The organism is Nitrospirota bacterium (assembly GCA_030645475.1).
Classification (GTDB): domain Bacteria; phylum Nitrospirota; class Nitrospiria; order Nitrospirales; family Nitrospiraceae; genus Palsa-1315.
In genome coordinates this window covers 13,167-37,092 of the sequence record JAUSMA010000068.1, presented here as the reverse complement: position 1 = coordinate 37,092, position 23,926 = coordinate 13,167, and the positions used below count along the sequence as shown (strand labels likewise).

At 56.1% G+C, this 23,926-nt stretch carries 19 protein-coding genes; 13 read left to right on the top strand and 6 right to left on the bottom strand.

Annotation, left to right across the window (positions count from 1 at the left end):
- Positions 1 to 131: 131 nt before the first annotated feature.
- Together Q7U76_14500 and Q7U76_14495 are read right to left on the bottom strand one after the other, a co-directional pair.
- Positions 132 to 896: a tetratricopeptide repeat protein gene (locus Q7U76_14500; GenBank protein ID MDO8357595.1), complete on the bottom strand. Its 765-nt coding sequence runs from the start codon at positions 894 to 896 to the stop codon at positions 132 to 134.
- A 70-nt stretch (positions 897 to 966) separates the two neighbouring features.
- Positions 967 to 1,389, bottom strand: coding sequence for a hypothetical protein (locus Q7U76_14495; protein MDO8357594.1), 423 nt, complete (start codon positions 1,387 to 1,389; stop codon positions 967 to 969).
- Between the two features lie 186 nt (positions 1,390 to 1,575).
- Between Q7U76_14495 and Q7U76_14490 the strand changes: the two genes are divergently transcribed.
- The 4 genes from Q7U76_14490 to Q7U76_14475 all read left to right on the top strand — a co-directional run bounded on the left by Q7U76_14490 (position 1,576) and on the right by Q7U76_14475 (position 6,052).
- The gene (locus Q7U76_14490) at positions 1,576 to 2,805 is read left to right on the top strand and encodes a response regulator (GenBank protein MDO8357593.1); all 1,230 of its coding nucleotides are present in this window, start codon (positions 1,576 to 1,578) and stop codon (positions 2,803 to 2,805) included.
- Positions 2,806 to 2,948: 143 nt separating this feature from the next.
- Positions 2,949 to 4,682 (top strand): SagB/ThcOx family dehydrogenase, encoded by a 1,734-nt coding sequence (locus tag Q7U76_14485; GenBank protein MDO8357592.1) that lies wholly within the window; start codon positions 2,949 to 2,951, stop codon positions 4,680 to 4,682.
- Positions 4,683 to 4,728: 46 nt separating this feature from the next.
- Positions 4,729 to 5,583, top strand: coding sequence for a hypothetical protein (locus Q7U76_14480; GenBank protein MDO8357591.1), 855 nt, complete (start codon positions 4,729 to 4,731; stop codon positions 5,581 to 5,583).
- 49 nt (positions 5,584 to 5,632) lie between these two features.
- Positions 5,633 to 6,052, top strand: coding sequence for a glycine zipper family protein (locus Q7U76_14475; protein ID MDO8357590.1), 420 nt, complete (start codon positions 5,633 to 5,635; stop codon positions 6,050 to 6,052).
- Between the two features lie 9 nt (positions 6,053 to 6,061).
- Here the strand turns inward: Q7U76_14475 and Q7U76_14470 are convergent, their stop codons facing one another.
- A complete protein-coding gene (locus Q7U76_14470; protein ID MDO8357589.1) occupies positions 6,062 to 6,424 on the bottom strand; it encodes a response regulator in 363 nt (120 codons plus the stop codon).
- Positions 6,425 to 6,510: 86 nt separating this feature from the next.
- Positions 6,511 to 7,359, bottom strand: coding sequence for a substrate-binding domain-containing protein (locus tag Q7U76_14465; GenBank protein ID MDO8357588.1), 849 nt, complete (start codon positions 7,357 to 7,359; stop codon positions 6,511 to 6,513).
- Between the two features lie 354 nt (positions 7,360 to 7,713).
- Between Q7U76_14465 and Q7U76_14460 the strand changes: the two genes are divergently transcribed.
- On the top strand, positions 7,714 to 8,238 hold the full coding sequence (locus tag Q7U76_14460) for a DUF882 domain-containing protein (protein MDO8357587.1): 525 nt from the start codon (positions 7,714 to 7,716) through the stop codon (positions 8,236 to 8,238).
- A gap of 218 nt (positions 8,239 to 8,456) precedes the next feature.
- Here Q7U76_14460 and glgB read toward each other — a convergent pair whose 3' ends face one another.
- Complete coding sequence (gene glgB / locus Q7U76_14455) at positions 8,457 to 10,664, bottom strand: 1,4-alpha-glucan branching protein GlgB (GenBank protein MDO8357586.1); 2,208 nt, start codon at positions 10,662 to 10,664, stop codon at positions 8,457 to 8,459.
- A gap of 633 nt (positions 10,665 to 11,297) precedes the next feature.
- On the opposite strand from glgB, the gene Q7U76_14450 reads away from it, so the two are divergent.
- On the top strand, positions 11,298 to 12,644 hold the full coding sequence (locus Q7U76_14450; protein MDO8357585.1) for a caspase family protein: 1,347 nt from the start codon (positions 11,298 to 11,300) through the stop codon (positions 12,642 to 12,644).
- A gap of 39 nt (positions 12,645 to 12,683) precedes the next feature.
- Here the strand turns inward: Q7U76_14450 and Q7U76_14445 are convergent, their stop codons facing one another.
- Positions 12,684 to 13,211, bottom strand: a complete 528-nt coding sequence (locus Q7U76_14445) for a hypothetical protein (GenBank protein ID MDO8357584.1) — start codon at positions 13,209 to 13,211, stop codon at positions 12,684 to 12,686.
- Positions 13,212 to 13,664: 453 nt separating this feature from the next.
- Here Q7U76_14445 and Q7U76_14440 point away from each other — a divergent pair, with 453 nt between their 5' ends.
- From Q7U76_14440 to Q7U76_14410, 7 genes are all read left to right on the top strand, one after another.
- The gene (locus Q7U76_14440; GenBank protein ID MDO8357583.1) at positions 13,665 to 15,599 is read left to right on the top strand and encodes a hypothetical protein; all 1,935 of its coding nucleotides are present in this window, start codon (positions 13,665 to 13,667) and stop codon (positions 15,597 to 15,599) included.
- Between the two features lie 115 nt (positions 15,600 to 15,714).
- Positions 15,715 to 16,533 (top strand): DUF1566 domain-containing protein, encoded by an 819-nt coding sequence (locus Q7U76_14435; GenBank protein MDO8357582.1) that lies wholly within the window; start codon positions 15,715 to 15,717, stop codon positions 16,531 to 16,533.
- Positions 16,534 to 16,626: 93 nt separating this feature from the next.
- Positions 16,627 to 18,759 (top strand): hypothetical protein, encoded by a 2,133-nt coding sequence (locus Q7U76_14430; protein MDO8357581.1) that lies wholly within the window; start codon positions 16,627 to 16,629, stop codon positions 18,757 to 18,759.
- A gap of 277 nt (positions 18,760 to 19,036) precedes the next feature.
- Positions 19,037 to 19,603 (top strand): hypothetical protein, encoded by a 567-nt coding sequence (locus Q7U76_14425; protein MDO8357580.1) that lies wholly within the window; start codon positions 19,037 to 19,039, stop codon positions 19,601 to 19,603.
- A 262-nt stretch (positions 19,604 to 19,865) separates the two neighbouring features.
- Positions 19,866 to 20,051 (top strand): hypothetical protein, encoded by a 186-nt coding sequence (locus Q7U76_14420; GenBank protein ID MDO8357579.1) that lies wholly within the window; start codon positions 19,866 to 19,868, stop codon positions 20,049 to 20,051.
- Between the two features lie 174 nt (positions 20,052 to 20,225).
- A complete protein-coding gene (locus Q7U76_14415) occupies positions 20,226 to 21,977 on the top strand; it encodes a hypothetical protein (protein MDO8357578.1) in 1,752 nt (583 codons plus the stop codon).
- Positions 21,978 to 22,176: 199 nt separating this feature from the next.
- Positions 22,177 to 23,883, top strand: a complete 1,707-nt coding sequence (locus Q7U76_14410) for a hypothetical protein (GenBank protein MDO8357577.1) — start codon at positions 22,177 to 22,179, stop codon at positions 23,881 to 23,883.
- Positions 23,884 to 23,926: the final 43 nt, after the last annotated feature.

Here is a 23,926-nt window from a genome sequence, read left to right as displayed (position 1 = left end):
CAGGAGTGAGATCCAAGAATAGCAGAGCATTCTGGACTGTCGAGAATTATGCAGGTTTCAATTTGGTGGATCGTGAAGGAATGCTGACAACATGTACGCGCGATTCAGAGCGAGGGGCAAGATAGATAGCGCTAACTGGATAGTTTGAGCTTCGCGAGATGGTGCGAGTCGGTGGGAAGTTCAGGCAAGCCGTATCGTTGGTCGAGAGAGACGACTCGTTCAAGACAGCGTCTTGCCGAAATCAAATCTCGGCGGGTGTCGTACAGGGTGGCAAGGAGCCGAAGCACGGCGGCTTCGGCCGGCTCATTGCCGAGCTTGATGTAATGTTCCGAGGCATTGTTCAGGCATCGTTCGGCATGGGTGAGGTCGCCCTGGTCCAGAAAACACTTGCCCAGTTGGCTATAGGTCACCGCCAGCCCTTCTTCGTTTCCGACAATTCGATGGCAGTCGAGGGCCTGTTTGAACGACGCGACAGCCTGCTCCCATTGCATCTCACGAGCTTCTTGTAGCGCCAAGTTATTGTAGAGAATGCCGAGTGCGCGGTCGTCGTTGAGGTCACGCAGCAGATCCAAGGCTTCAAGGTAGTAGGGGCGGGCTTTCCCCGGATGGTCGGCGCCGATGTGAAGATTGCCGAGATTGACCAAGGTGTGGGCGATGGCATGCTGGTTCCGTTCTGTGCGCTGAATGGTGAGTACTTCCCGGTAACAGGCTTCTGCCTGATCCAGGTCACCCGATTGCGCGCAGACGTTGCCCAGATTGCCGAGTGAATCGGAGAGGGCTTGGGGGTCATTGGCCAGGCGATCATCTGCAATGGCCTGTTCATACGCAGTTTTAGCCTGCGCGAGCTGGCCGCGGTGGAGAAAAATACGTGCGCGATGTTTGTCGGCGTCGGACATCTGTTTGTGAAGCGTCGTTCGTATCTCGTCTGACGAGGAGCGCTTCACGTTTCACGAGCTACACGAACCGCTAGTCTCCCCCCTTCGGCGTATCTTTTCTAAATTCGACTTGAATCTCATCCTCTTCGTCGAGCCCCAATCCATCGCGAAATGACCCATAGAGTTCGGTGATCTGCTCGAAGTCGTCTGGATGTTTCCCGTCAGGGGAGGCGAGAAAAATTTCGCAGAGCCGGAGGCCGGTCTGGAAATGATGTGCGATGGTCTCCTCCGTCACCTGCTGCCAGGTGATGAAGATGCAGAAGGCCTGGAAGGAATGGGCGAAGGGGTAGCGCTGTCCAATGGCAAGGAGATCCTCATAGGCTTTCCGTGCCGTCGATCCCGCGTTGCCTGAAAAGGTGTTCTCAAGCTCTACGGCGGTATCCCAGTCGGAGCCAATCTCCGTCTCGGCTCGTCTGAATGTATCTTGTGCGGCAAGTGCAGCGTCGAATTGCATGGGACCCTCGTTGATTGTGTTGGCTGCAGCATACGCGTGGAGCGAAAAGGAGGTCAATGAGGCAGATCGTCAACAGCGGGAAATTCATCGGATCGACGAGGCCTTGCCGGTCTCTCAAGTCAGCTGCCGATTGTTCCGACAGAGGAAACGACGGGGTCTGCAGTGTTCGTCAAATCATGAGGTTCTATGAAAAAGCGGGTATTGTTCGTGATTGCGGAACCAGCAGCGCTCGCGTCGCTACAGTCTATGCTGACTCCATTATCGAACGAGTGGGAAATGGAGTTTGTTGGGAAGGAAGAAGAGGCCTTGGCAATTCTTGCCCAGTCATCGGTTGACGTGATTCTTTCGGATATACATTTGACGGGAATGGGTGGGCTTCAACTGTTGACGGAAGTGAAAAGCCGAGCTCCTCGTGTCATTCGCATCGCCTCTTCAAGCTGCGCCCACCGTGCCACGATCGTGTCCGCGTTGGAAGTCGCACACCAGTTCATTCCGATGCCATTTACGGCAGAGGTGTTGAAGGCAACCATTGCACGGGCCGGTGCGCTGGGGGCTCGCCTGACCGATGAATCCCTGCGGACCTTGATTGCCGGGATCCGCACCTTGCCGAGCCTTCCGCATCTCTATCAGGAGCTGGTGGCTGCGATGGGTTCTTCCACTGCCTCGGCCGACGTGGCAACTCGCATCATCTCCCAAGACATGGCCATGGTGTCCAAATTGCTTCAAGTCGTGAATTCTACTTTTTTCGGGCTTCGACGTACGATTTCCAGCCCGGCGCATGCGGTGGCCCTTCTGGGAATCGACTCGGTGAAGGCGTTGGTGCTGTCCGTGCAGGTATTTGCGCAATTTGAAGGCAGTAAGCGGACGCCAATTCCGCTGGAGATCATGTGGAAACATGGCCTCATCACCGGCACCGCTGCGCGGGATATTGCGAAGAGTCAGGATGTCGGTTCCCTCGGTGTGGAGGGGGCTTTCATGGCCGGATTGCTCCATGACATCGGTCTCTTGGTTCTCAGCACGAATTTTCCTGAGCAGTACGGCGAAGTGCTTGCGAATTTGCGCCACGATCGTCTGTCGGTCTGCGACGCCGAACGTGCGGTGTTCAAGGCGTCACATGAAGATGTGGGGGCCTATTTGCTGGGGCTTTGGGGGGTGAGCGATGCCATCGTGGAAGCCGTGGCGTTTCACCATCATCCGGGGGAACGCTTTCAAGAAGGATTTAGTCTCTTGGCGGCTGTCCATGTGACCAACGCCTTGGAGGAGGCCAGCGATCCCACGACGACGAGCGGTATTCCCACGCCCATTGATCGTGAGTACCTGACTGCCTGCGGTCTGATAGAGCATCTGCCTAGTTGGTACAAAGCGGCAGGGCACCCCTCGCCAGCGGAGTCGGCTGTCGCGCCCGCGCGGTCGTAGCACTCGCCTCATCGCCATATCTCATCCTTGCGTTTCATGATGAGGATCATGTTGCCGGTGCACTGTCTAGTGCTCATCGATCCTGTCCGATCTCGTCGCGTTTACTTTTCTTCCCCCCCCTCTGTAGACTGTGACCAATTGCGATGGCCACAGAAATTCCCCTGTACCGTGAACCAGTCGAGACTGCGCCGACCGATCCCATCGATCGTGTGATTCGTTACCACGTTCAGACCAAGCATCATTTCAACCGGTATGCCCGTTCGCTCGGGCATCTGGATTGGGCGAACCAGCCCGATCCCTTTAGGCGATTTGACGGGGCCGACCTTGTTCTTCTTCCGTTGCTCAAGTCGGACGATGAACCGGTATCGCCGCCCTATCGGGAGATCTATGAACGGGGAGCGGTGGCAGCTAATCCGGTTACGTTGACCGCGCTCTCACGGTTTCTGGAATGTTCTCTCGGTTTATCTGCCTGGAAAAAAGCCGGAGATATGCAGTGGGCGTTGCGCAACAATCCCTCGTCGGGGAATCTCCATCCGACGGAAGGCTATCTCCTGTTACCGCAGATGGACGGTTTAGATCTGAAGGCCGGTCTCTATCACTATGCGCCCAAAGAGCATGGGATTGAGCTACGGGCGGCGTTCAATGCGGAGGGAGTTGCTCGACTCCTTGCCCCCTTTCCAGCTCAGTCGTTTCTGGTCGGACTGACCTCGATTCATTGGCGTGAAGCCTGGAAGTATGGCGAGCGGGCCTTTCGCTACTGTAATCACGATGTGGGGCATGCGATTGGAACGGCAAGAATCGCGGCAGCGACGCTTGGCTGGAATATGGCGCTGCTGGATGGGACTTCCCAAGACACCGTTGCGGCGCTATTAGGTACCGATCGAATAGAGGATTTTGCTCAGACGGAACGGGAGCATCCGGACTGTCTCTGCGTAGTCTGGCCTGCGGCGAAGGGGCAAGATTGCGAGATCCCTTTACAAGTCGATGCAGCGACCGTAAAGGCTCTCGTGAGCGGGACCTGGCATGGCAAGGCTAACAAATTAAGCGGCGAGCATGGAGTACATTGGGAGATTATCGATGAAGTAGCCGAGGCGTCCTGGAAATCCACCTCTGAACCGCAGGGAGCCGCCTTGCCACAATTTCTTACGAACGACGCTTCGCGAAAGGCAGCCGACGTTGGCCCCACTGCGGGCCAAGTTATTCGGCAACGCCGGAGCGCTGTGTCCTTCGATGGGAAGACCTCCATTACCTCCAGCACATTCTTTCAGCTATTGAGTCGCGTCATGCCTTCGTCAGAGTTGCCTCAATTTGACAGGCCAATGCCGTGGGATGTCTTGCCATGGAAGCCCGCGATTCATCTGTTGCTCTTTGTGCATCGCGTGGATGGATTGATCCCGGGGCTTTATTTTCTGGCCCGCGATCGAGAGAAGTTGCCGTTGCTCCAACAGTCGATGAACGAGGAGTTGGTCTGGACCCCGGTCCCTGGATGTCCAGAAACGTTGCCGTTCTATTGGCTGCTGGAGGGAGATGCGAAGAGGGCGGCGGTGCAAGTGAGCTGCCATCAAGAGATTGCGGGAGATAGCGCCTTTTCGCTGGGGATGATTGCCGAGTTTGAAGGTCGCTTGCGGGAGGGTGGGGCTTGGTGGTATCCACGCTTATTCTGGGAGGCGGGCTTGCTGGGACAAGTGCTGTATCTTGAAGCGGAGGCAGCCGGGGTGCGAGGAACTGGGATCGGCTGCTTCTTTGATGACCCGGTCCATGAGATCGTCGGGATTAAGGGGCGCTCGTTTCAATCGTTGTATCATTTTACAGTGGGCGGAGCGATTGAGGATGGACGATTAATGACGTTGCCACCCTATCATCATCTGAGTAGATAGATTTGTGATATGGCATATGTATTAGCCACTTGGAGCTGTTTGCATCATGTTTAAAATTAAGAAAAAAGCGGACAAGCCAAAGCCCACGGTTCTCTACAACGTCATTGAGGACTATTCTGAGTTCGACGCACCGGGGAATGTGACAGCCTGCGCCATGACGCATCAGGAAGACCTCCCGGGTCATGCGAAGGTCTTGTCGGAAAGCTATGAGGTTCCGCTGGAGACGATGACCGCCTTGTTGACCGAGGGCGGGGTCTATGTCTATCCGCAGATCGGGGGGGTCCTGACGCGAGGACTGTTTGCCTGTGTCATCGACCAGACCGGGGTTGTGCCCAAACAGACCTTCGTGCTGGATCTGATGCAGTTTGCCGAGGCGGAACAACTGGCCCGCGCACGATCGCTGGCTCTTCCTGCCGCTGCATTCGAGGTGTTCGCTCGCACCTTGCCGGATGAATTGAAAACGAAGCTTCAACAGAAGAATCTTGGACTCGATTATCGAACGCTGGATCGCGCGGTGGCGAAAGGTGGCGACATCAAGTTTATCGACTTCCGCAAGGATTGGTCTCCGCATTTCAAACGACTCTGCATCATGCCGGATGGGCGATTAGTTGAAACAGGTGGGTTAGAGGAGTTTGCGCAACTCCATGGCATCACGCCGGCGCAGGCGAAGACCCTGGTCGAGCAGGGGGGCACGCTGGAAGTGAACGGCGAGATCCTGGCTTGTCAGATTGTGAATGGTCAGCCGGCGGTGGCGCGATTTACGGCAAAGAACTATGCGAAGGCCAAGGAGTTCGTCGCGACGAAAGGGCTCCATATTATGGATGCCTTGAGCGAAGTAGCCTATAACGATCCAGTGATGATGCGTTCCTTAGTCAGGAAGGAGCTCAGTGGAGGCCGATAAGTCAACGCGGCTCGCCCAGTTGCGTTGCTGGTGGTAGGTGGAGATTGTGATGGCTCGATCCTGCGGTTTTCTGATCATCATTGTGTTTCTCGTCTTAGGCTGTGCAGCTCCCAAACCCATTCTCTATCCCAATGCACATTTGAAGGAAGTCGGCGAGGACGTAGCTGATCGAGATATCGACGAGTGCCGGGAGATGGCCAAAGACGCCGGCGCAACCGGGAGCCAAGGCAAGAGTGGACAGGTTGCCGGCAGCACGGCCGCTGGTGGAGCGATTGGGTCGGCGAGTGGAGCGGTCGGCGGAGCGGTCGTTGGTCATCCGGGCCGTGGTGCGATGGTGGGGGCTGCCGCCGGTGCAACCGGAGGATTTCTCCGTGGGCTCTTTCGGCGCTCACCCCCGAGCAATGCCTATAGACAGTTCGTTCAGCGTTGTCTTAAGGAGCGAGGCTACGATCCGGTAGGGTGGGAGTGATACGTCTGGCTACTTGGCGAGTTCTTCGTCGATAGCTTGCATGAGTTTATCGAGGTCGAAGGGTTTTTCGAAGACGCGACGGGCGCCGAACAGTTTCGCGACGTCGAGAAAGTTGCGGTCGCCTTGGGCACCGGTCATGGCGATGACCTTCGCGTCGAGATATTCCCGTGTGAGTTGTAACGTGGTTTCAAGGCCGTCGGTTCCCGGCATCAGAATGTCCATGAGGACCAGATCGACTTTGTTCTGTTGGTAGAGAATCAATCCCTCACGACCATCGCGGGCTTCGAGCACACGGTGGTTGGCTCTCTGAAGGACTTCCTTCAAAAGGCTTCGGATCGATTCTTCGTCGTCGATAACAAGAATTGTAGCCATAAGCGTAAGAGGTATCCGTAATGTTTTGGATCTTACCTATGTTGGGTTCTCCTGTCCAGGGAGAAGTTGATGGGGAGCCGTGGTGATCACGATCTCGGTGAGGATCGATCGAGTTGTTGCACCGTTGAAGGCGTGGTCGTCGGATCTGATGGTTCAAGGGGAACGAACATGCTGCGCAGCAACTCTTGCCCGTTGACCGAATGGACGAAGGAGAGAAATGATTCGGTGAGTGGGTCCGGTTGTGTTCCGGTGAGCATGAGGACCGGTCGGCGCAGACGGTATCGCCCATTTTTTACGGTGGCGTCTCCTGGATCGACCTGATCGATCGTGAGGATCTGAATCGAAATGCCATCCTCTTGCGCTTTCAACGCTGTGGCTAAAGAAATATAGCTGATCGTGGCGTCACGTCCGGATACCAAACGCAATACATTTTGATCGGAACGAACCGGGGCCGCCGATGCCACTATCCGCGCTGTGAGGCCCAAGGAATCCTTGAAGCCGGCCGTGAGATTGTTCGCCGCCGTGCGAGGAATGACTTCTATGTTGGTTGCAGCACCATCCAGCTCGGACCAGTTGGTGATCTGTGCAGCAAATATCCCACTGATTTGGGCGCTGGACAGGGCTTTGATAGGGTTGGAGAAATTGACAATGACCGCGATGCCATCCCATGCAATCTGCGTGGCCTTGAGTGCAGGATCTGGTTGGTCCGTAACGGCGATCTGTGCTTCTCCGGTTTTTACCAGATGAGCGGCCCGCACGGTGCTCTCCCATTCGAGGTCGATCGCCGTGCCTGGATGTAGCCGCTCATAGGCCTTTGCCAGATCTTGTATGACAGGTAATTCTGGGCCATACCCTGCGATGAGGATGCGACCGGTGAGGGCCGCGTCGGCATTGCCGAAGAGTAGAAGCCCAGAGATGAGCAAAACAATTCCCACAGGGGGAGTATCACGACAATATGAAGCAGGCCGAGTATGTTGTGCCACGATCAATAGTCCTTTTATGTTCGATCATACCAGAGAGCGACCACTGAGGGTTTCGGGTGGAATGGTCAATTCACAATTCCCGACATGATGCGCTCACTGCGATGGGGTAGGGCTGACATGAAGAATATTACTGTAATTGGCAGTTCTCATTGATGTCACACCCATGGGCCGGTAGAGGAAATGGTTGACGGACTCTCTTGTGTTTGATACAAGCGAAAGAGTTGTTCTGCCAATATGCAGTGCATTTTCTCCCGGAGCCTCTCCTTGCCACATCAAGATTCCTGGTCCTGGACTCGTCGGTCTCTCTTGAAAACGTCCGTTGTCGGGCTGTTGTTACTCGGCAGCAGGCTGTTGTGTCCCTCGGCCGCGCGTGCGGATGAACTCCCCGATGGGGAGCTGACGTTCTTCAACGTGCACACCGACGAACGGCTGAGAGTCCGCTATCGAGACGAGGCGGGGAACTATGATCTGACGGCGTTGGATGAGGTAAACCATATTCTTCGCTGCCATCACACCGGAGAAGTGGCCGCCATCGACGTGCGGATGCTGGAGCATGTGAATCTCGTGCAGAAGTCGGTTGATGGCGCCGGAGAGATCCATGTGATTTCCGGCTATCGGTCACCCGAGTACAATGCCCAGCTTGTGAAACGGAGCCGGCGAGTGGCGCGGCACAGCTTACATATTGAGGGGCAGGCGCTCGATTTTTATATTCCTGGCGTCACTCCTCGTGAGCTGCGGCATGCTGCGATGAAGCTTCAGTATGGTGGGGTTGGCTACTATCCGCGTAAGAACTTCATCCATCTCGATTGCGGTCCTTTCCGCACCTGGTAATCCCCTTCCCGCAGGCTACTGAAAAAGGCCGTCAGCTTCGTTCTCGCCTCGAAAGCATCCTCAACGTAGCCCAGAGGCTACGCCTCCGGTGCATTCATCGGCTGCGGCCTTGCTGGCCGGCCTTTTTGAGTAGCCTGCGGGAACGTTTCAGTGTTCTGGCATGCGAAGGGACTCTCGGGCTTCAGACTTATCAGAATCGTTTTCTGCGCTCTGCTCGATCAGGCTCGCTTGAGAAATAACACCGATAGGGGTGGGAGTGTGACTGCAAGCGAATGAGGTAGACCATGAGAGGGGAGGGCCTGTGTCTGGAGTCCGCCTGCATTGCCCACGTTGCTCCCGCCGTAAGCCGAAGCATCGCTGTTTAACAGTTCGCGGTAGTAGCCTTCGCGAGGCACGCCAATTCGATAGTTGTAGCGGGGGACCGGGGTGAAGTTACACACACACAGTATCTGGTTGTCCTGATCCTTGGCTTTTCTCAGGAAGGCGATGATGGAATGGTCCGCATCGCGAAAGTCGACCCATTGGAAGCCGGTCCAGTCGTGGTCGAGTTCGTGCAGCGCCGGTTCCTGGCGGTAGAGCCAGTTAAGATCCCGCACGAACCGCTGGAGCCCCACATGTCGATCCAACGCGCAGAGATGCCATTCCAGGCTGCTCTCATGGTTCCACTCACGCCACTGCCCGAACTCTCCACCCATGAACAGCATTTTTTTGCCGGGATGCCCATACATGAAGCTGTAGAGCGCGCGAAGGTTGGCAAAACGTTGCCACTCGTCGCCGGGCATCTTGTCGAGCAGTGCCCGTTTTCCATGCACGACTTCATCGTGCGAGAGCACCAGGACAAAGTTTTCATTGAAGGCGTAGAGGAGTCCAAACGTCAGCTGATTCTGGTGGAAGGGGCGGTGGACGGCATCGTGGCTGAAATATTCCAGCATGTCGTGCATCCAGCCCATGTTCCACTTAAACGTGAAACCGAGTCCTCCCGCATAGGTAGGGCGTGAGACTCCCGGCCAGGACGTGGATTCTTCGGCGATGGTGATGGCGCCAGGGAAGTCACGGTGGACCAGGACATTTAAGTCTTTGAGCAGCGTGACAGCTCCGAGGTTTTCGTGCCCGCCGAACTGATTGGGAATCCATTCCCCTTCTTTCCGACCATAATCGAGATAGAGCATCGAGGCGACGGCATCCACGCGCAAGCCATCGATGTGGTAGCGATCCAGCCAGAAGAGGGCGCTGTTCATCAGGAAGTTCCGGACCTCGACGCGATCGTAATTGAAGATGCGGCTGTGCCAGTCAGGATGGTAGCCGAGCCTTGGGTCTGCATGATCATAGAGGTGTGTGCCGTCAAATTGGGACAACCCATGCGGATCGTCGGGAAAGTGTGCGGGAGTCCAGTCCATGAGCACACCGATTCCGGCCTGATGCGCCGTGTCGACGAAGGCCATGAAGTCTTCGGGAGACCCGTGTCGGCTGGTTGCGGCGAAGTAACCGATGGTCTGATAACCCCAGGATCCGTCGAACGGATGTTCTGTGATCGGGAGTAGTTCGACGTGGGTATATCCCATATTCTTTACGTAGGGGATGAGCTTTTTGGCTAGCTCTGAATACGTCAACCAGCGATCCGCTTCCTCGGGGATACGCATCCAGGATCCGAGATGGGCCTCGTAAATTGAGAGGGGCGTCGCCAGCGGATCTTGCTGTGCCCGAGCCGCCATCCAGGACTGGTCCTTCCAGCGGTAGGGAGCGAGCGAGTGGACCATTGATGCGGTCTTGGGGCGCAGCTCCGATGCCACCGCATAGGGATCGGCTTTCAGGAGCGGGGTGTCATGATGGCGCGAACGGATTTCATATTTATAGAGTGTGCCGTCAGTGAGGTCCGGAATGAAGAGTTCCCAGAGTCCGGTGGCTCCGCGATTCGTCATGGGGTGGCGGCGGCCATCCCATTGGTTGAAGTCGCCTACGACACTGACTCTCAGGGCGTTCGGTGCCCAGACGACAAAATGGACTCCAGCGATCCCCTCCACGGTCCTGAGATGGGCGCCCATTGTCTCGTAGGCTTTGAAGAAGGTGCCCTCGGCAAAGAGATGCAGCTCATAGTCGCTGAGAAGGGGGGGGAAGGCATAGGGATCATGCCGCTCTGAGATCTGTCCCGCATGGTCGGTGATGCGAAGGCGATAAGGGACCGGTCCTAGCGGCCCCGGAACGATTGCTTCGAACACACCGGCTTCATGGGCGCGCACCATCGGAATGGGCTGCCGATCTTGCCCACTGAGAAGCAGTGCAACATCAATGGCCTCCGGCAGGAAGCAGCGAACTGCAACAGTCTGGGAATTTCCCTGGACGATTGGATGGGGGCCAAGAATCGCGAGGGGGTCCCAGTGGTGACCCTGGACGAGTTGTTCGAGTTGATCGAGCGATAAGCGTGACATACGAAGACATTCCTCAAGGCGTTGGCTGTATCGTAAGAGGGGCGAGTCAAGAATGGAAGAGGAAAACGCATAAGGATTTTCGTTCACAGATCTGAGTGTTTCCTGCCGTATTGACGAATATTGAGGTGCCTGCTCTGGTGGAAAGGGACCATCACGGGGAGAAATGTCATGAAGCACGGAAAGAGGGGCAGTAGAATCATGACCGAACGAGAGTATCTCTTCCGGGTCGACGACGTCGATGAGGACTGGTGGGTTATGGCCGCAATAGGGTGGCAATGCGCCGCGTTGACAAGGCTAAGGGCGGCTTCTACACTTCCATGTATGAAGGCCTGCGTGAACCATTTCTCCCTTCGAAGCGATAGACAATCATAACGCAGCCTTTGGAATCTGGGGGGTGGCTGTTGTATTTCGGATGATGGCCCAGGGCGATCCCCCGAGAGACTCAATCTAAAGTACGCAAAGCACCGGTCTCGTTAACGACCAACGGATACGTATCATAGTTCCTGTCTCTGCAGTGAGGAGCAGATGGCTCGTCTTTCCCGACAATCTCAATTCTTTCACCTGTCCCTTCTGCAGTTGCCGCACTGTATGTGTTGGCTGCCAAATGGAGTGGCGTTCGCTGCACTCCTTCTGATGGTGTTATGGACCGCGCAGGTCGATGCAGGAACGAGTCGCGGGGTGAAAGTCACGGACATTGATGGCAAGTCGCCTGCGGAGTTCGTTGCCGGGCGAAGTGGGAAGTCCTGGGCCGTGGTGATCGGGATCAATGCCTATCAGCATGTCCCCAACTTGACCTACGCGGTGGCTGATGCGAAGGGCATCGCCGATCTTTTCACGAAGAAGGGATTCAAGGTCACGTCGCTGTTCGACAAAGCGGCCACGAGGAAAGCCATTCTGCAGGAACTCGGCGATCGGTTGCCAAGTCAAGTCGGGGAACAGGATCAAGTTGTCATATTTTTCGCCGGTCATGGCGAGACGAGGAAGTATGGGGCCGGGAATGCGATGGGGTTTCTGTTGCCCGTCGATGCCGAAGCCTCAGCTCTGAGCGGAACTGCCATCGATATGGGACTGATCCAGTCGTTGGCCCAAGCATTACCAGCCAAGCAAATCCTCTTCTTGATCGACTCCTGTTATGGAGGCATCGCGGGCCAACGATTTCGCAGTCTTTCTCCGACCACAGATGCCTATCTCAAGCTGATCACCCGCGAGAAGGGCCGGCAGCTCTTAACCGCCGGAGGAGCCGATCAACAAGCCGTAGAAAGTCCCACATGGGGACATAGTGCCTTCACCTACTATCTCTTGGAGGGGCTAGGAAAGGGCTTGGCCGATCTCAACGAGGATGGTGTAATTCCGACATCAGAGCTCTACACGTACCTCGATCAGCGCGTATACGCAGCGGCCCATCTCCTCGGGCATACTCAACGGCCGCAATTTTGGTCGTTGACTCCTGAGCAAGGCGAGTTTGTGTTTATTCCAGATCAAACGACGACGCGTCAATCGCACGAGCCGCAGCAGGCAAGCCCGAACGAGTCAGCCGCCGAAATTGCCCGGTTGCATGCGGAGCTTGAGAAAGTGACCGCCAAGCTGAAGAAGCAAGATGAAGTGCCTCAATCAAAGCCGCCGGCGCTGGCTACGCCGGAGCCGAAGGCTCAACCGGAGAGCAAGCATGTGAAGAATGACTCACCGTCGTTGGAGAAGTCTTGCCAGGACGGAGATGGTGAGAAATGTTTTCGCTTGGCGAGCCGCTACCTCTTGGGAGACTCCGTCCGCAAAGATATCCGGCGCGGCGCCGGATACTTCGAGAAGGGATGCCGGAGCGGAGATTTGAATAGTTGCACCGCGTTGGGGACGCTCTTTTCGCTCGGCGAAGGCGTGGCCAGAGATCGTTCGCTCGCACGGGCTCTCTGGAGCTACGCCTGCAAGAACGGGAATCAGAAGGCGTGCGACCTTATATCAAACGCTGAGCAAGCGGCAGGGTAATTGCCGCCTCCTCTGGTTTCGATCCCACAGCAGTCCACATTACTTCGTTTTCTCTTTCGAGCTGTCAGCGGCAGGCTTATCCTTCGGCTCATCTGATCCGCCGACACTTCTGACCCAGTTCATCAAGCCACCCATGGTGGTCGGTTCCTCGGCCCTCTGCGGCTGTGTCACCTTCGTAATCTTCGACAACTCGCGGCGAATGGCAACATCTAGGTTGTTCACAAACGCATTGTACTTCTTGTGAATTTTATTTCCGTCGTACTTGAGATTTGTGCTGCTCTTATAATGGATCCCGTAGTTTTGTTTCGTATAGGGGATGGACACGACGGCGGTATAGCTCCCACCTTGATAGGTCCCCTGTATCTCACCGGGTTTCGTCGTCACCATCTTCATGTTCAAGCCTTTCCCGGCTTCCAGAATCGCAGTCTTGATCTGTTCACTCGTCACGGGGGCTTCAGTACCCGTCTCAATCTTGTTATCGGTTATTTCAAATAACGGCGCTGTACATCCTGTTACCAAGACCAGTACGAACAGGCCCTTTGCAATCTGCGTCATCCGCGTACTCATACAGCCTCCTCTAAGGAATACAGGCACATGCACCATAATAGATTGGACGTCTCCAAGCTACAGGAACTCGGGGAAAAAGCCAAGATCTCTAGCGAACTCAATGCTGAGAGGAGGGCTTCGCCCATTGAAGCCGCGCTTTTTCCGGCACAGCCGCTCTTGATATCCCTTCACAATTGAAAGAGTAGGAGTAAATTCCCTTGATTTTAGAAGAGTGAGGCCGCATCATTTGCTCCCCGATTTCCACTTCATATGAACCTTCTGGAGGCCGTGAACGACACACCATTACGCGAGAGAGATTCGCAGACAGAACCGAGAGCGCCCCATGTCGCTTGAAACGGAGGCCAGACTGTGAACCGATATGCAAAATTTCGGAGAGGACTTGGCCTAGCACTTTGCCTCTTAGCTCAAGGAGCGTTCTCGGCACATGCCGATCTGAATGTCGCGAATGTTTCATTGACATACCCGATATATTTTGCCGCGCCGGATGGGATTGTGACCGAGATACCGGCCGGCAGCTATGGAGTTGACCCCGAGGGTGAGTCGCATTTACGACTGACCCATTTGACCGGTGGAGCCGTTTTTTTTATCACGGCAACGCCCACGACCCATTCAGAAACGCTTGAATCGTCAGTCGCGCTGTCGATGGTTGTGGGTGAGAGTGAACAGCATATTGTGCTCTTGTTGCCGGATCACAGCGCCTTGGATGCTGTTGGGAGCGTGAGCGGGATCACAGGACGAGGGATTTCGACCGGTCCAGTCAGTCACATTCAAATTAGTCAAGCCATGGCCGGGACTCAGCTTCAGGCGCAAGCCAGGCCACTGGGGTCGCCGTCTTTCCCTATTCAAGATTTCCCTCTTGCAGAGACAACGTTGAACGGACCAGCCGTGAGGTTCCAGTGGCATCCAGGCGCCGGCCAGCCTGTGCCAACACGTTATGAACTCTGTGTGGTGGAGGAAAACCAACTCTGTTCGTCGGCGAGCCGTGCCGTCGTCTTTCGTACGCTGGAAGATCGAGCGGCTGCCGGAACGGCACAGTATGAGCTTGGTGTGGGGCTCGCATTGGGGACGGGTGGATCCACCGCGCAAACTGGTAGACCTATCACAGCGACGGAGTATGACGTCCCTCTCCCAATCAGATTTCAGGGGAAGCGCTTACAGTGGATTGTCACAGCCTGCGCTCCGAGCATGCTGGTAGCAGGCCAGGATGCCTGCAGTCGAAGCCTCCCTCGGTCTGTCGTGTGGACGCTGCCCGCGCCGACGCTACAAAGCCCGGGAGTCAACGCCGCGGTGGAGACATATCGACCGACGTTCCGGTGGGACTTCCCTCATGTCGCTTCTGCGGACTACTTCCTCATCTGTCTGGCCAAACCCGGCCAGCCTTGCCCAACTCAGCCTGGAGCCACAGCACAGACCGTCGTGGAACGGATTGCCGTTCTCAATAATCTTCAACCCACGACCTTTGTTCCGCAAGCAGACCTGTCGTTGCTTCGGCAAGGACCGCTACACTGGACAGTGGCCGCCTGTAACAACGCCGTAGGCTGCATCTATCAACGCGCCACACGGCAGATCGCGCTCGCGGTTCCTTCAGCGCCAGTCTTACTCGCCCCTGTCACGGGGGCTCTGCTCAGTCCCACACACCATGATCAAAACCAGTATCAGCTTGAATGGCAGCCCTATCAATTCTCCTGGCAACCGGTAATCGGTGCAGTCGCCTACAAGCTCTGTCTGGCCGAAAATCGCGAACGGGAACGAGTGGAGCAAGGTACCTTCGTTCGATCGATCTACCGCGTGAATACATGCAGCAACGGTCCGACCACATCACGCATTCTTTCCATCCCACTGGAGTATTGGGATCGTTATGCGGAAAGCGGGTATGGGTTTCACTGGACGGTGGAAGCCTGCAATCGAGTCGAGCAATGCACGGTATCGGCATCTCGGTCGATTCTGATCGAGGTCACGAACAAGAATAGTTTTTACTGGGTCTATCCCGTGACGCAAGAGTCAAAATGCCTCAACTGCCACGGCATGGTGAACCTCAATGTGAAATATCAACAACATGTCACGGAAAGCCGCTTTCCCCAAGGTACCGATGCCACCAATCGAACGGTTTGCGCCGGATGCCACTCGAAAGCCACAGGGTTCGACGATACATGGCGCGCCCCGGCGGCAGCCGATTTCAGCCGTCTGTCGATTCCCGAGACATGCAATCACATGGCAAGGAGTGGCTCCATTGGAGGGAGCGGTGTCCTGGCCCATCTACTGGGAGACGACCTCATCAAGTGGGCTATTCAGCGGATTCCTGGGATCACGTTTGCCGAATGGGAGAAACGCGTGCGGACATGGGTGGGAACAGACACTCAAACATGGCCCAAGTGCCCCTTGCCGTAACGAGCGAGCCAGGCTGTTTGTCAGGAGCGATAGGAAAACAGATCATTCGGCGTTGGCATCGTTAAGCACATGCCGTCACCGATTTATAATCCAATAGCCCACTGGAGGAAATGATATGCGCGCTGTTCTCATCATGCTCACCTGTGCGGCTAATATTCTATTGATGTTTTCTCTTTCCCTTGCCGATGACTATCCACTGGTCACACCATTGCAAATTGCACAACTCCCTTCGGCACAGGGAAGTGCTCAACCAACAAAGCCTGTGCCTGGGTTGGCGCCGATTCAATCGGCGCCGCCACAAATTCAGTATTCAAATGAGGCGAAGATACTTCAGGGCGTCGAACGGCTTGAACAGAGAGTGATCCAGCTTGAGGGGGTACTAAAAAGCCTTGTTGGAAAAGTCGACATCCTCAGTGAAACAACTCGTGTGGCACATGAGCAACAACGTCTTCTGGACGAACGAATTCAGGCTCAAACTGAACAGCGTTACGAATACCCGCCTGCCCAGCGATGGGAAGTCGTCTATGGCGGGGGGGCTGTCGTCGACAAAGAGACAGGACTCATCTGGCAACGCCAACCGGGGACGGCCAAACTGATGTGGCCTCAAGCCAGCGATATCTGCGTCAAGCTTGGGGTGCCGAACACCCTGACCCCTCACAGAGGCTGGCGCTTGCCGACGGTGCAGGAGTTAAACACCCTCGCGCCGCTCACTCAGCAAAGTCCATTTATCGGAGTACAAGGCGGAGGTGATCCATGGTATTGGACAAGCACTGTCGACGGTGCAACGCGTCCCTATCATGCCGGCGATGGAGAGGACTACCCGTTTGTCTATAGGGTATCATTCTCACTGAACGGAGGCTCGTCGGCCGGTGCAACCGGGACAGCGCCTGGGTCAGGTTCAGGGGCAGGCGGTTCCGTCTGGTGCGTACGATAACGCAGGCCTTCATGAGCACATTCCGCTCCGTCGAGGATGAGCCGCCGATTTCATCGGGGCTACAGCGTGGCGAGAATACGCGAGGTGCATTCCATGCAATCCTATCGTCTCTGCTTGCTCGTGCTTGTCGGTTGTTTCGTCGCGTCAGGCGGTCTCTCTGCCCAGGAGCAACCTTCTGCACCACGGATTCTCTTGGAACAGCCAGCCTATTTTACTGCCCCGGACGGCGCGTCTCTGACGATTCCACCAGGCAGCTACGCCGTCGAAGGGGCGAACGAATCGGCGCTACGACTCTTGGAGCAGGGAGGCGCGCCCGCGCTCATCGTTGGAGCCGCGTCGATCCATCACGAAGAACCGCTCTCGGATTTGACCGCGGCGCTCATCCTGACCGACGAAGATACCCTCCATCTAGTCCTACTGCATCCCGACGGGACCGCACTTGAGGCGGTTGGCTCACTGACCGGAGTCCAGTCGAGAGCTCCTATTTCGGCTGGGCCAGGCAACTCACCGACACCACTCGCTCAGGGCCAAGTCCAGCAAGGCCTGCAGGCGTTCGGAGAGATAGCCCGCGTGGCCGGCACGCCGCCGGCTCCGCTGCTGACGGCTCCCCTGGCCGGTCACAGCATCGCCGCCTGGGGTGAATCGGTCTCCTGGCAACCAGGCACGGGAACACTTGCGCCGATTTCGTATCAGCTTTGTATCTCGGAGGCGGGGAGGGCCTGCGCCAGGCCGGGCCAAGCATCAACAACCTCTGTGGTTATTCCGAATCTCCCGCCGACTATGCGGACCTATCGGATAACCGGACCGATGCTCCAGCCCTTGCTGGCCTATGGGCAACAAAAGAATTTGATCTGGACGGTGGGCGCCTGCGTACCGAGCCCCATCATCAGTACATCCGGCGGGCGGCTCGCCGGCGGCTCGGCGCCGTTGACCTGCACCTACGCCCGCCCGCGCTCGCTGACCTGGAAGCTCGTCTTGAATGCTCCGGTGCTCAACCCTCCGCAATGGCCGCTGGTCAATGATAGACCTCAACTCAATATTCAAGGTCCGGTGGAAGGGGCACACCACTATCTCTTTTGTCTGGTCGACCGTAGCCATCTGCAGCCGAACACCCGGGCAATCTGTGCTGACGGCTCGCGAGAATCTACGATACATCAAGCCGGCGCTTCCGTTGAGGGAGATAACCGTGTAATTGTGAATACCGGAACCTCCCTGAGCACCTCGGGGTGGGAATGGAAGTATGAGGCGTCTCCCTTACCCGCTAGACCTGTTCGAGTGCCGGTCGTCGGAATCAGTGTTGGTTATGAAACCGGAGCTTTTGAGGGGTCGGTAGGAGCCTGCCTCGATGCGCAACATCCCTGCTCATGGTCGGCACCCATTCACGTGGACATGCTGCCGCTCATCGACCGCGCAACTATTCAGCCAATCCAGGAGTCTCCCTCTCGCTACCGGCTCGAATGGCGCGGCGCGATATCCAACGCGGTGACTCACTATCGGGTCTGTCTCGCGACAGCGGGCAGTTCGTTTCCCCTTGTGTATATCAACTTCACCTATAGATTAGTTAACTTCCCAGGGATGCTCCGTGATCTCTGCAGCGATAGCGGTGAGATTCCGCCTGGACAACAGCCTGTTTACCAGCGAGAGCTCCCTCCGGAAATGGCAAGCTTCTGTCCTCCCGGCGGTTGCCGCATGCCACAGCCGGTTGCAACCTATGTGGCAGGGGCAGGTTTGCCGAGATACATTCTGGATCTCAAGGACCATCCCGAGTTAGCCTCCTTTCATGGACAATCTTTAGCCCTGGCGGTTGCAGCCTGTAGCGGTTCAAGTCGGAACTGTCTGTGGGATCTTGCTCATAGCGAAATACACATCCCCGCTGTCTCTCGAGAGCCTTCACCTGTGATCCTTGGAGTGTCGCTGTCAACCTTCTCTCTCCGTTGGCAGGCTTGGAGTGGCAATGCCTACTACATCCCCTGCGTGCGCGAGGCGAACGCGACCTGCGAAACCGGCAATCTGCTGCGCCAGCCGCGAATGGATACGCCCAGAGTAGGGTCGCTTCAGGACCATCCTCACGCCTGTTCCCTCTCAGGTCCTTCGTTGTCCGGCATAAAAACCGTGCAGGTGGCCGGCTGTAACGACGCCTGGGGCTGTCGATGGTCGCCTCCCCAGCAGCAGAGTTTTTCTGCGATTCGTCTCCCTCTCAGTCAGTCCGCACTCACGTGTCGTTAGCCAAGAACGGAAGGTAGTAGAGAATGGAAAGAGATGAAGCCCTTGCGGATAAAGAAAAGGAGATTCTGCGTTGTCTGGATTCCATAGATAGTTTTGAGTGGGAACTGGATTCTAGGTTTCAAACACGTATCAGGGACGTTTTGTTCTGCAGTGAGCCCTCTCGCACATTGCATTCGTGCATCTCGAAGGCTACTATTTCGCGCGAAACTGTTTCGAACCTTTCTTACCTAACTCCGACTTACCTGGTGAATGGTTAGGTCTACGGATGGAGGATGCCTTGAAACACGAATGGATCGGCTCATATTGGAAGCGACGGGGAGTCATCGTGGCGCTTCTCCTGCTCACGCCGCTTGGCCAGGCTGCATACGGTGAACAGGCAGTACCCTCTGGGTCCGAACCGGCTATGAGCGCTGTGACGGTACCGGCCTCGACCCTGGCAGACCGTACGCCATCGGTGATTCATTTGGACCGCCCCGTGCATTTCATGAGCCCAGAGGGAGGACCACTGGTTGTTCCGACCGGAACATATAGGGTGAACGCCATCGGCGCGACAACGATGCAACTAGCTCCTGAAGGCGGAAGCGCCTTTCTGATCGAGGCGCTCGTGATGCACCATCCGGATACGGTTACCGAGCCTGTGGCCCTGTCCATTCCCGCGAAGGAGGATGGACACCATGTTGTATTCCTCCTTCCCCACGCGCAAGGATTGGACGCCGTAGGTTCGTACAGCGAGATTCGGCCACGCGGATGGGACCCAACACCCGTATTGCTTGAGTTGGTTGAGAAGGCCCTCGCACAAAAGGAGAAGCCTATCCGGAAGGAAGAAAAGAAGGGCGGCCATTAATCACTCGAATTTGTGCTTCTCTCCATGATCGGGCAGGCGAGCATCCTGGTTCGTGTGCCCGCACCGCAAGTCAACGAGTCCTCAACGATCATCGATTTCGCTATTTCTTCTGATCGAGAACGTCTCGTTCAATCCTCGTGAACTAATCCGCTACTTGCTTCGACCTACAGGTAAGTCAACCTGTCTCAATTGCAGTATCCGTGGCATCAAGCCATCGGAATTTGAGACTATGACTGTTTCCCCTTCATGCGCGAGACGATCGATGCAGATTCTCTATTTCGACAAGCACGCGATTCGACCAGTCGACTCGTTCCGTCTCATGCTCCTGCACAGCGGGTGGCATGTGGTGGCCAATGGATATCTCTGTCGAGTGACCGATGCAGAAGAAGGCCGGCGGGTGATGGCCACACTCCAGAGGCCACAAGAGCATGACGATTCGCTGCGTTGACAAGCCAGGAGACGGCTTCTACACTTCCGCGCAAATGCACATGAACCTTCTGCGTCACAGGACCGACCAATGAACAATGTCTTGTCTCAGGGGCGCCCATCCATCTTCGCATTCCGACAGGTGGGCTCGGAGGAGCGACCGACGATTGTCTCACTATCCAGGAGGTATTGATCGATGAAATCCCGACACATCATGTACGCAGGGCTTTGTGCCTTCACCTTCGCGTTATCAAGTGCGTCGACTCTCCATGCCTTCAACATCCTGGGTTGCTCATTTAACTTCGGCGACAACCCGGAAGGTTGCATCAACGGCAAGGTCAACGACCGCGTCAATGAGGCAAAGAACGAGGCAAACAGGCGAGTCGACGATGCCAACAAGAAGGCCCAAGAGGCCCAGCGTCAGGCCGATGCGGCTAGGCAAGAACTGCAGAACAGCCCGTTTCTGGCAAAGCTCCGAGGAGAACAACAGATCCTGCAAGCAGCCCGCTCGCTGCAGATTGAGCCATTGATGCAATGCCTCGAATCAGCCCGCGCGAGCGGCCGTACGGATGTCGCGCAATATATCCAGAGGCTCAACGGAAATCCTGGAGAATTTGTTAAATGGGTTGTGGACGACATCTGGCGCTTGGTCGACTCGGATTTCGATCGATTGATGGCTGAAGAACTTCAGGCTCTTCGCGCGCCGTCGTCTCAAATGGCGTTGCGCATGGCCGACCCGGCCTATGGATTAGCGAAGTTCAGACGGATGGCGGAAAAACACGAAGGCGCCCGTTGTCTCCTCCAGCAGATCAATCCCCGCATGCCTGATATTCAGCGTTCCGCGGCAGAACTCCAAGCGACCATCCGCACGAGGATGGATGCATTGTACAGTCAGCGGCTGAAGCCGCTCGTCGACGAAGCAGTTGGGAAAGGGCTCAAAGCAGCCATCGGCGCAAGCATGCGACAGGCGAAAGTCACCTTGCCGGGATCGGCCTCGACCTGGTCGTCAGCCTCTGTCCCGCCGAGCCAGCCATCAGGTAGCGCCGGGGCTCCTCCTGTGATGCAAATAGCACCGGTTGCACCTCAGGTATTTCAGCAGCCATTGGGGATGATTCGAAGCCGTGGTCTGGAGGAGGCAGAGAATGCACCAATTGAGGAAATTACCTCACGTGGTCTCACAGACGTAAAGGATCTCTTTCCGGGGCCCGGCGAGGTGAAGGATATCGCCACAGGAGTTCTCTCGGCCTATTTGCTGAATCCTCCGGCGGTCCATCAATCCGCCGATCGTGTACATCTGCTCGCGGTGGCGTTGGATGCTCAGAACCGGCAAGGAGTGCCAGCTGCGCTCGCAACGGTGCGGACGTCGCTCGACAATACCTTCCGATTGCCGGCGGTGGCCTACCTGGATATCGGAATAGAGATTATTCGTTTTAGCGGCCATAAGTTCATCGACAGCGAACGGGCTGAGATCGATCTCGGTGCGGGGTTGGCTGTTCCACCAGGCGGCGCTTTCATGGTCGAAGCGGCCATGAAGTCCCTCGGGGCAGTGGAAAACACCGTCGATGAAGTGGCAGGCGCCGCCTGCGGACTCATCCCGGAAGTCGGTGCCGCAGCCTGCGATGCCGTGTTGTGGGTCGCGGAAAAGGGGTGGGAATGGGTCGGTCGACCGGCCCTGAAACAAGGGGTACTCTTCGGAATGAACAAAGCATTCGATGCGTTTATGGACAAAGTGAAGGACTCGATGCACCGCAATGCGGGACAAGATGCCAATGCAGTGCTGGACGATCTGCGGCGACAGGCCGGGCCGTTTGCTCCGCTTGTGGATAATCTTCAGAAGGAGGCGATCCTGTTCCTGGCCGAGTCCTATATCAAAGAAACCCGCTTGGCTGTCGAGCATTACAACGTCAGTGTGCGAGAACTTGCAGAGGCATCGGCGCGACCACGATAACAATAGAAACGATTGGCTGAACCGAATGGTCAGACCAGACGACATACTTGAACTAGCAGATCGATTGAGTTGTTTCGAAGACTGTTTTCCACAACCACACAGAACGATAGATTCGCGTTCCGGCTCGCCAGTGAGGATGTTACCGGCTGATGGAATTGCCATTTGAACTGTGCCTTACTCTCGCAAAGGAGAACCGGAGATGAACCAGCAAGTCGCCATTACATTCCTCGCCGTCGCGGTCAGTTTCTCTCCTTCACTGAGTCCAGCCCAGGAGGCCGTCTCCGATCCGAATGATGAGGTACAAAGCCGCTCAATCAAAGTATTTGGCTGCGAGATCTCGCTAGACGTAAACACGGTCAAACGCTGCCTCGATAATAAAATCGAGGACCAGATAAAGGATGCTACTCGCCCGCTGAGAGGGCAAATCGATGACTTGCGTGGCGCGATCGATAATCTAGGACGGACTCCGGTTCTCGGATGTCGAATCACACCGGATATCCGCCAGACCACCGACTGTCTCAACGATAAGGTCGACCGCCAGGTCAATCTCGAAGTCGCGAAGGCCCAGGCGCAACTCAATGTCCAACTGAAGGCGCTCGACAGACAGAAAGATAGTCTTGAACAACAATTGGCAAACCTGCAAAAGAACAACCCCCTTGCCCCGCTTGCAGGGAAGTTCCAGAAGGATCTTCAAGCCCTCGCCGCTCTCGGCCAGATGAATCTGGACGGGGTGAACACTTGCCTGGCGGCGGCCTCATCCGCTCAGCGCGACATGGTGCAGCTCACACAACGCTTCGTTGCCAACCCGGCTGCCTTTCCGCCCTATCTCATTATGGAAGTCTGGCAGCAGATGGAGGGCAATTTCGACATTGTGATGCATGAGGAACTGGCGGGATTACGGGAATCCGCAGCGAACGGCAAGCTGCCGCAAGTCGACATCGTCCTCGATCGATCAGTCCGAGCGCTCAAGAAGCTGGCGGAACGTGACCCTTCAGCCAAGTGTGTTTATGCAGCGATGGAGCCTCACATTCCCGCCATGAAACAGGTTGCGCGTGGGGTTCAACAGCAGATCGCTGATAAGGCTATGAACCTGTTGCAGACCAAGGTGCTTCCCGCCATTCTCGATCCGGTGGGGCAACAAATGGGCCAGGTATTCAATCAGATCATGCAGTCCGACATGACAGGAAATAGCCTCGGCCCTCTCTTGCCGAACCAAAAAGAGCTGGATCGCATTATCCGTGGCGTGGCGGCGGAGCAACTGATCCGGCCGAGCCATGTCCGCAAGGTCGCCCAGAAGGTGAGGGCGATGTCGGCCTCTTTAGGCAATCCGCAACAAGCTCAAACCTCCCTGCAAGACTTGCAAAAAGTATTGGATAAACAGGAGATCTGGCCTGAGGAAGTGGCGATTCAGGTTGCCATGGAAATTCTGAGATTCTCCGGTCACAAATGGGTCGACAGCGACATGCCTGGCGCCGGCGCCTTTGTCGCCAACCTCGCGGTCTCGACGATGGGCACGACCAAAGATACGGTGGGTAACGTCGTGGAATCGGCCTGTGGACTGATTCCTGAAGCCGGTGCCGCCGTGTGCTCGATATTCAAAGAGTTGATTGAGGTGGCCTACAACTACGTCACCCCGGAAGCGATGAAGATTCTGATTTCGAACACGATGCATGGCGCCCTCGACCAGAGTATCAATGAGATCGCCAAAGCCTATATTCAGAAGTACGATCCCCGGCAGGCGCGCCAGAACATGGGACCCTTTGTCTCGATCCTGAATGCATTTCCGACCAGAGAACTGGTGATCAGTTTTGCCACGAAGGATCGCTCTATCAAAGAGATGCAGTTGGCCTTGTTTGACTATAACGACAGTGTGCGGCAGTTTGCCGAAGCAGCAGCTCGTCGCTAACACAGAGGCAAGGATGATACAGCCGGCCGCGGCTTGATGATTG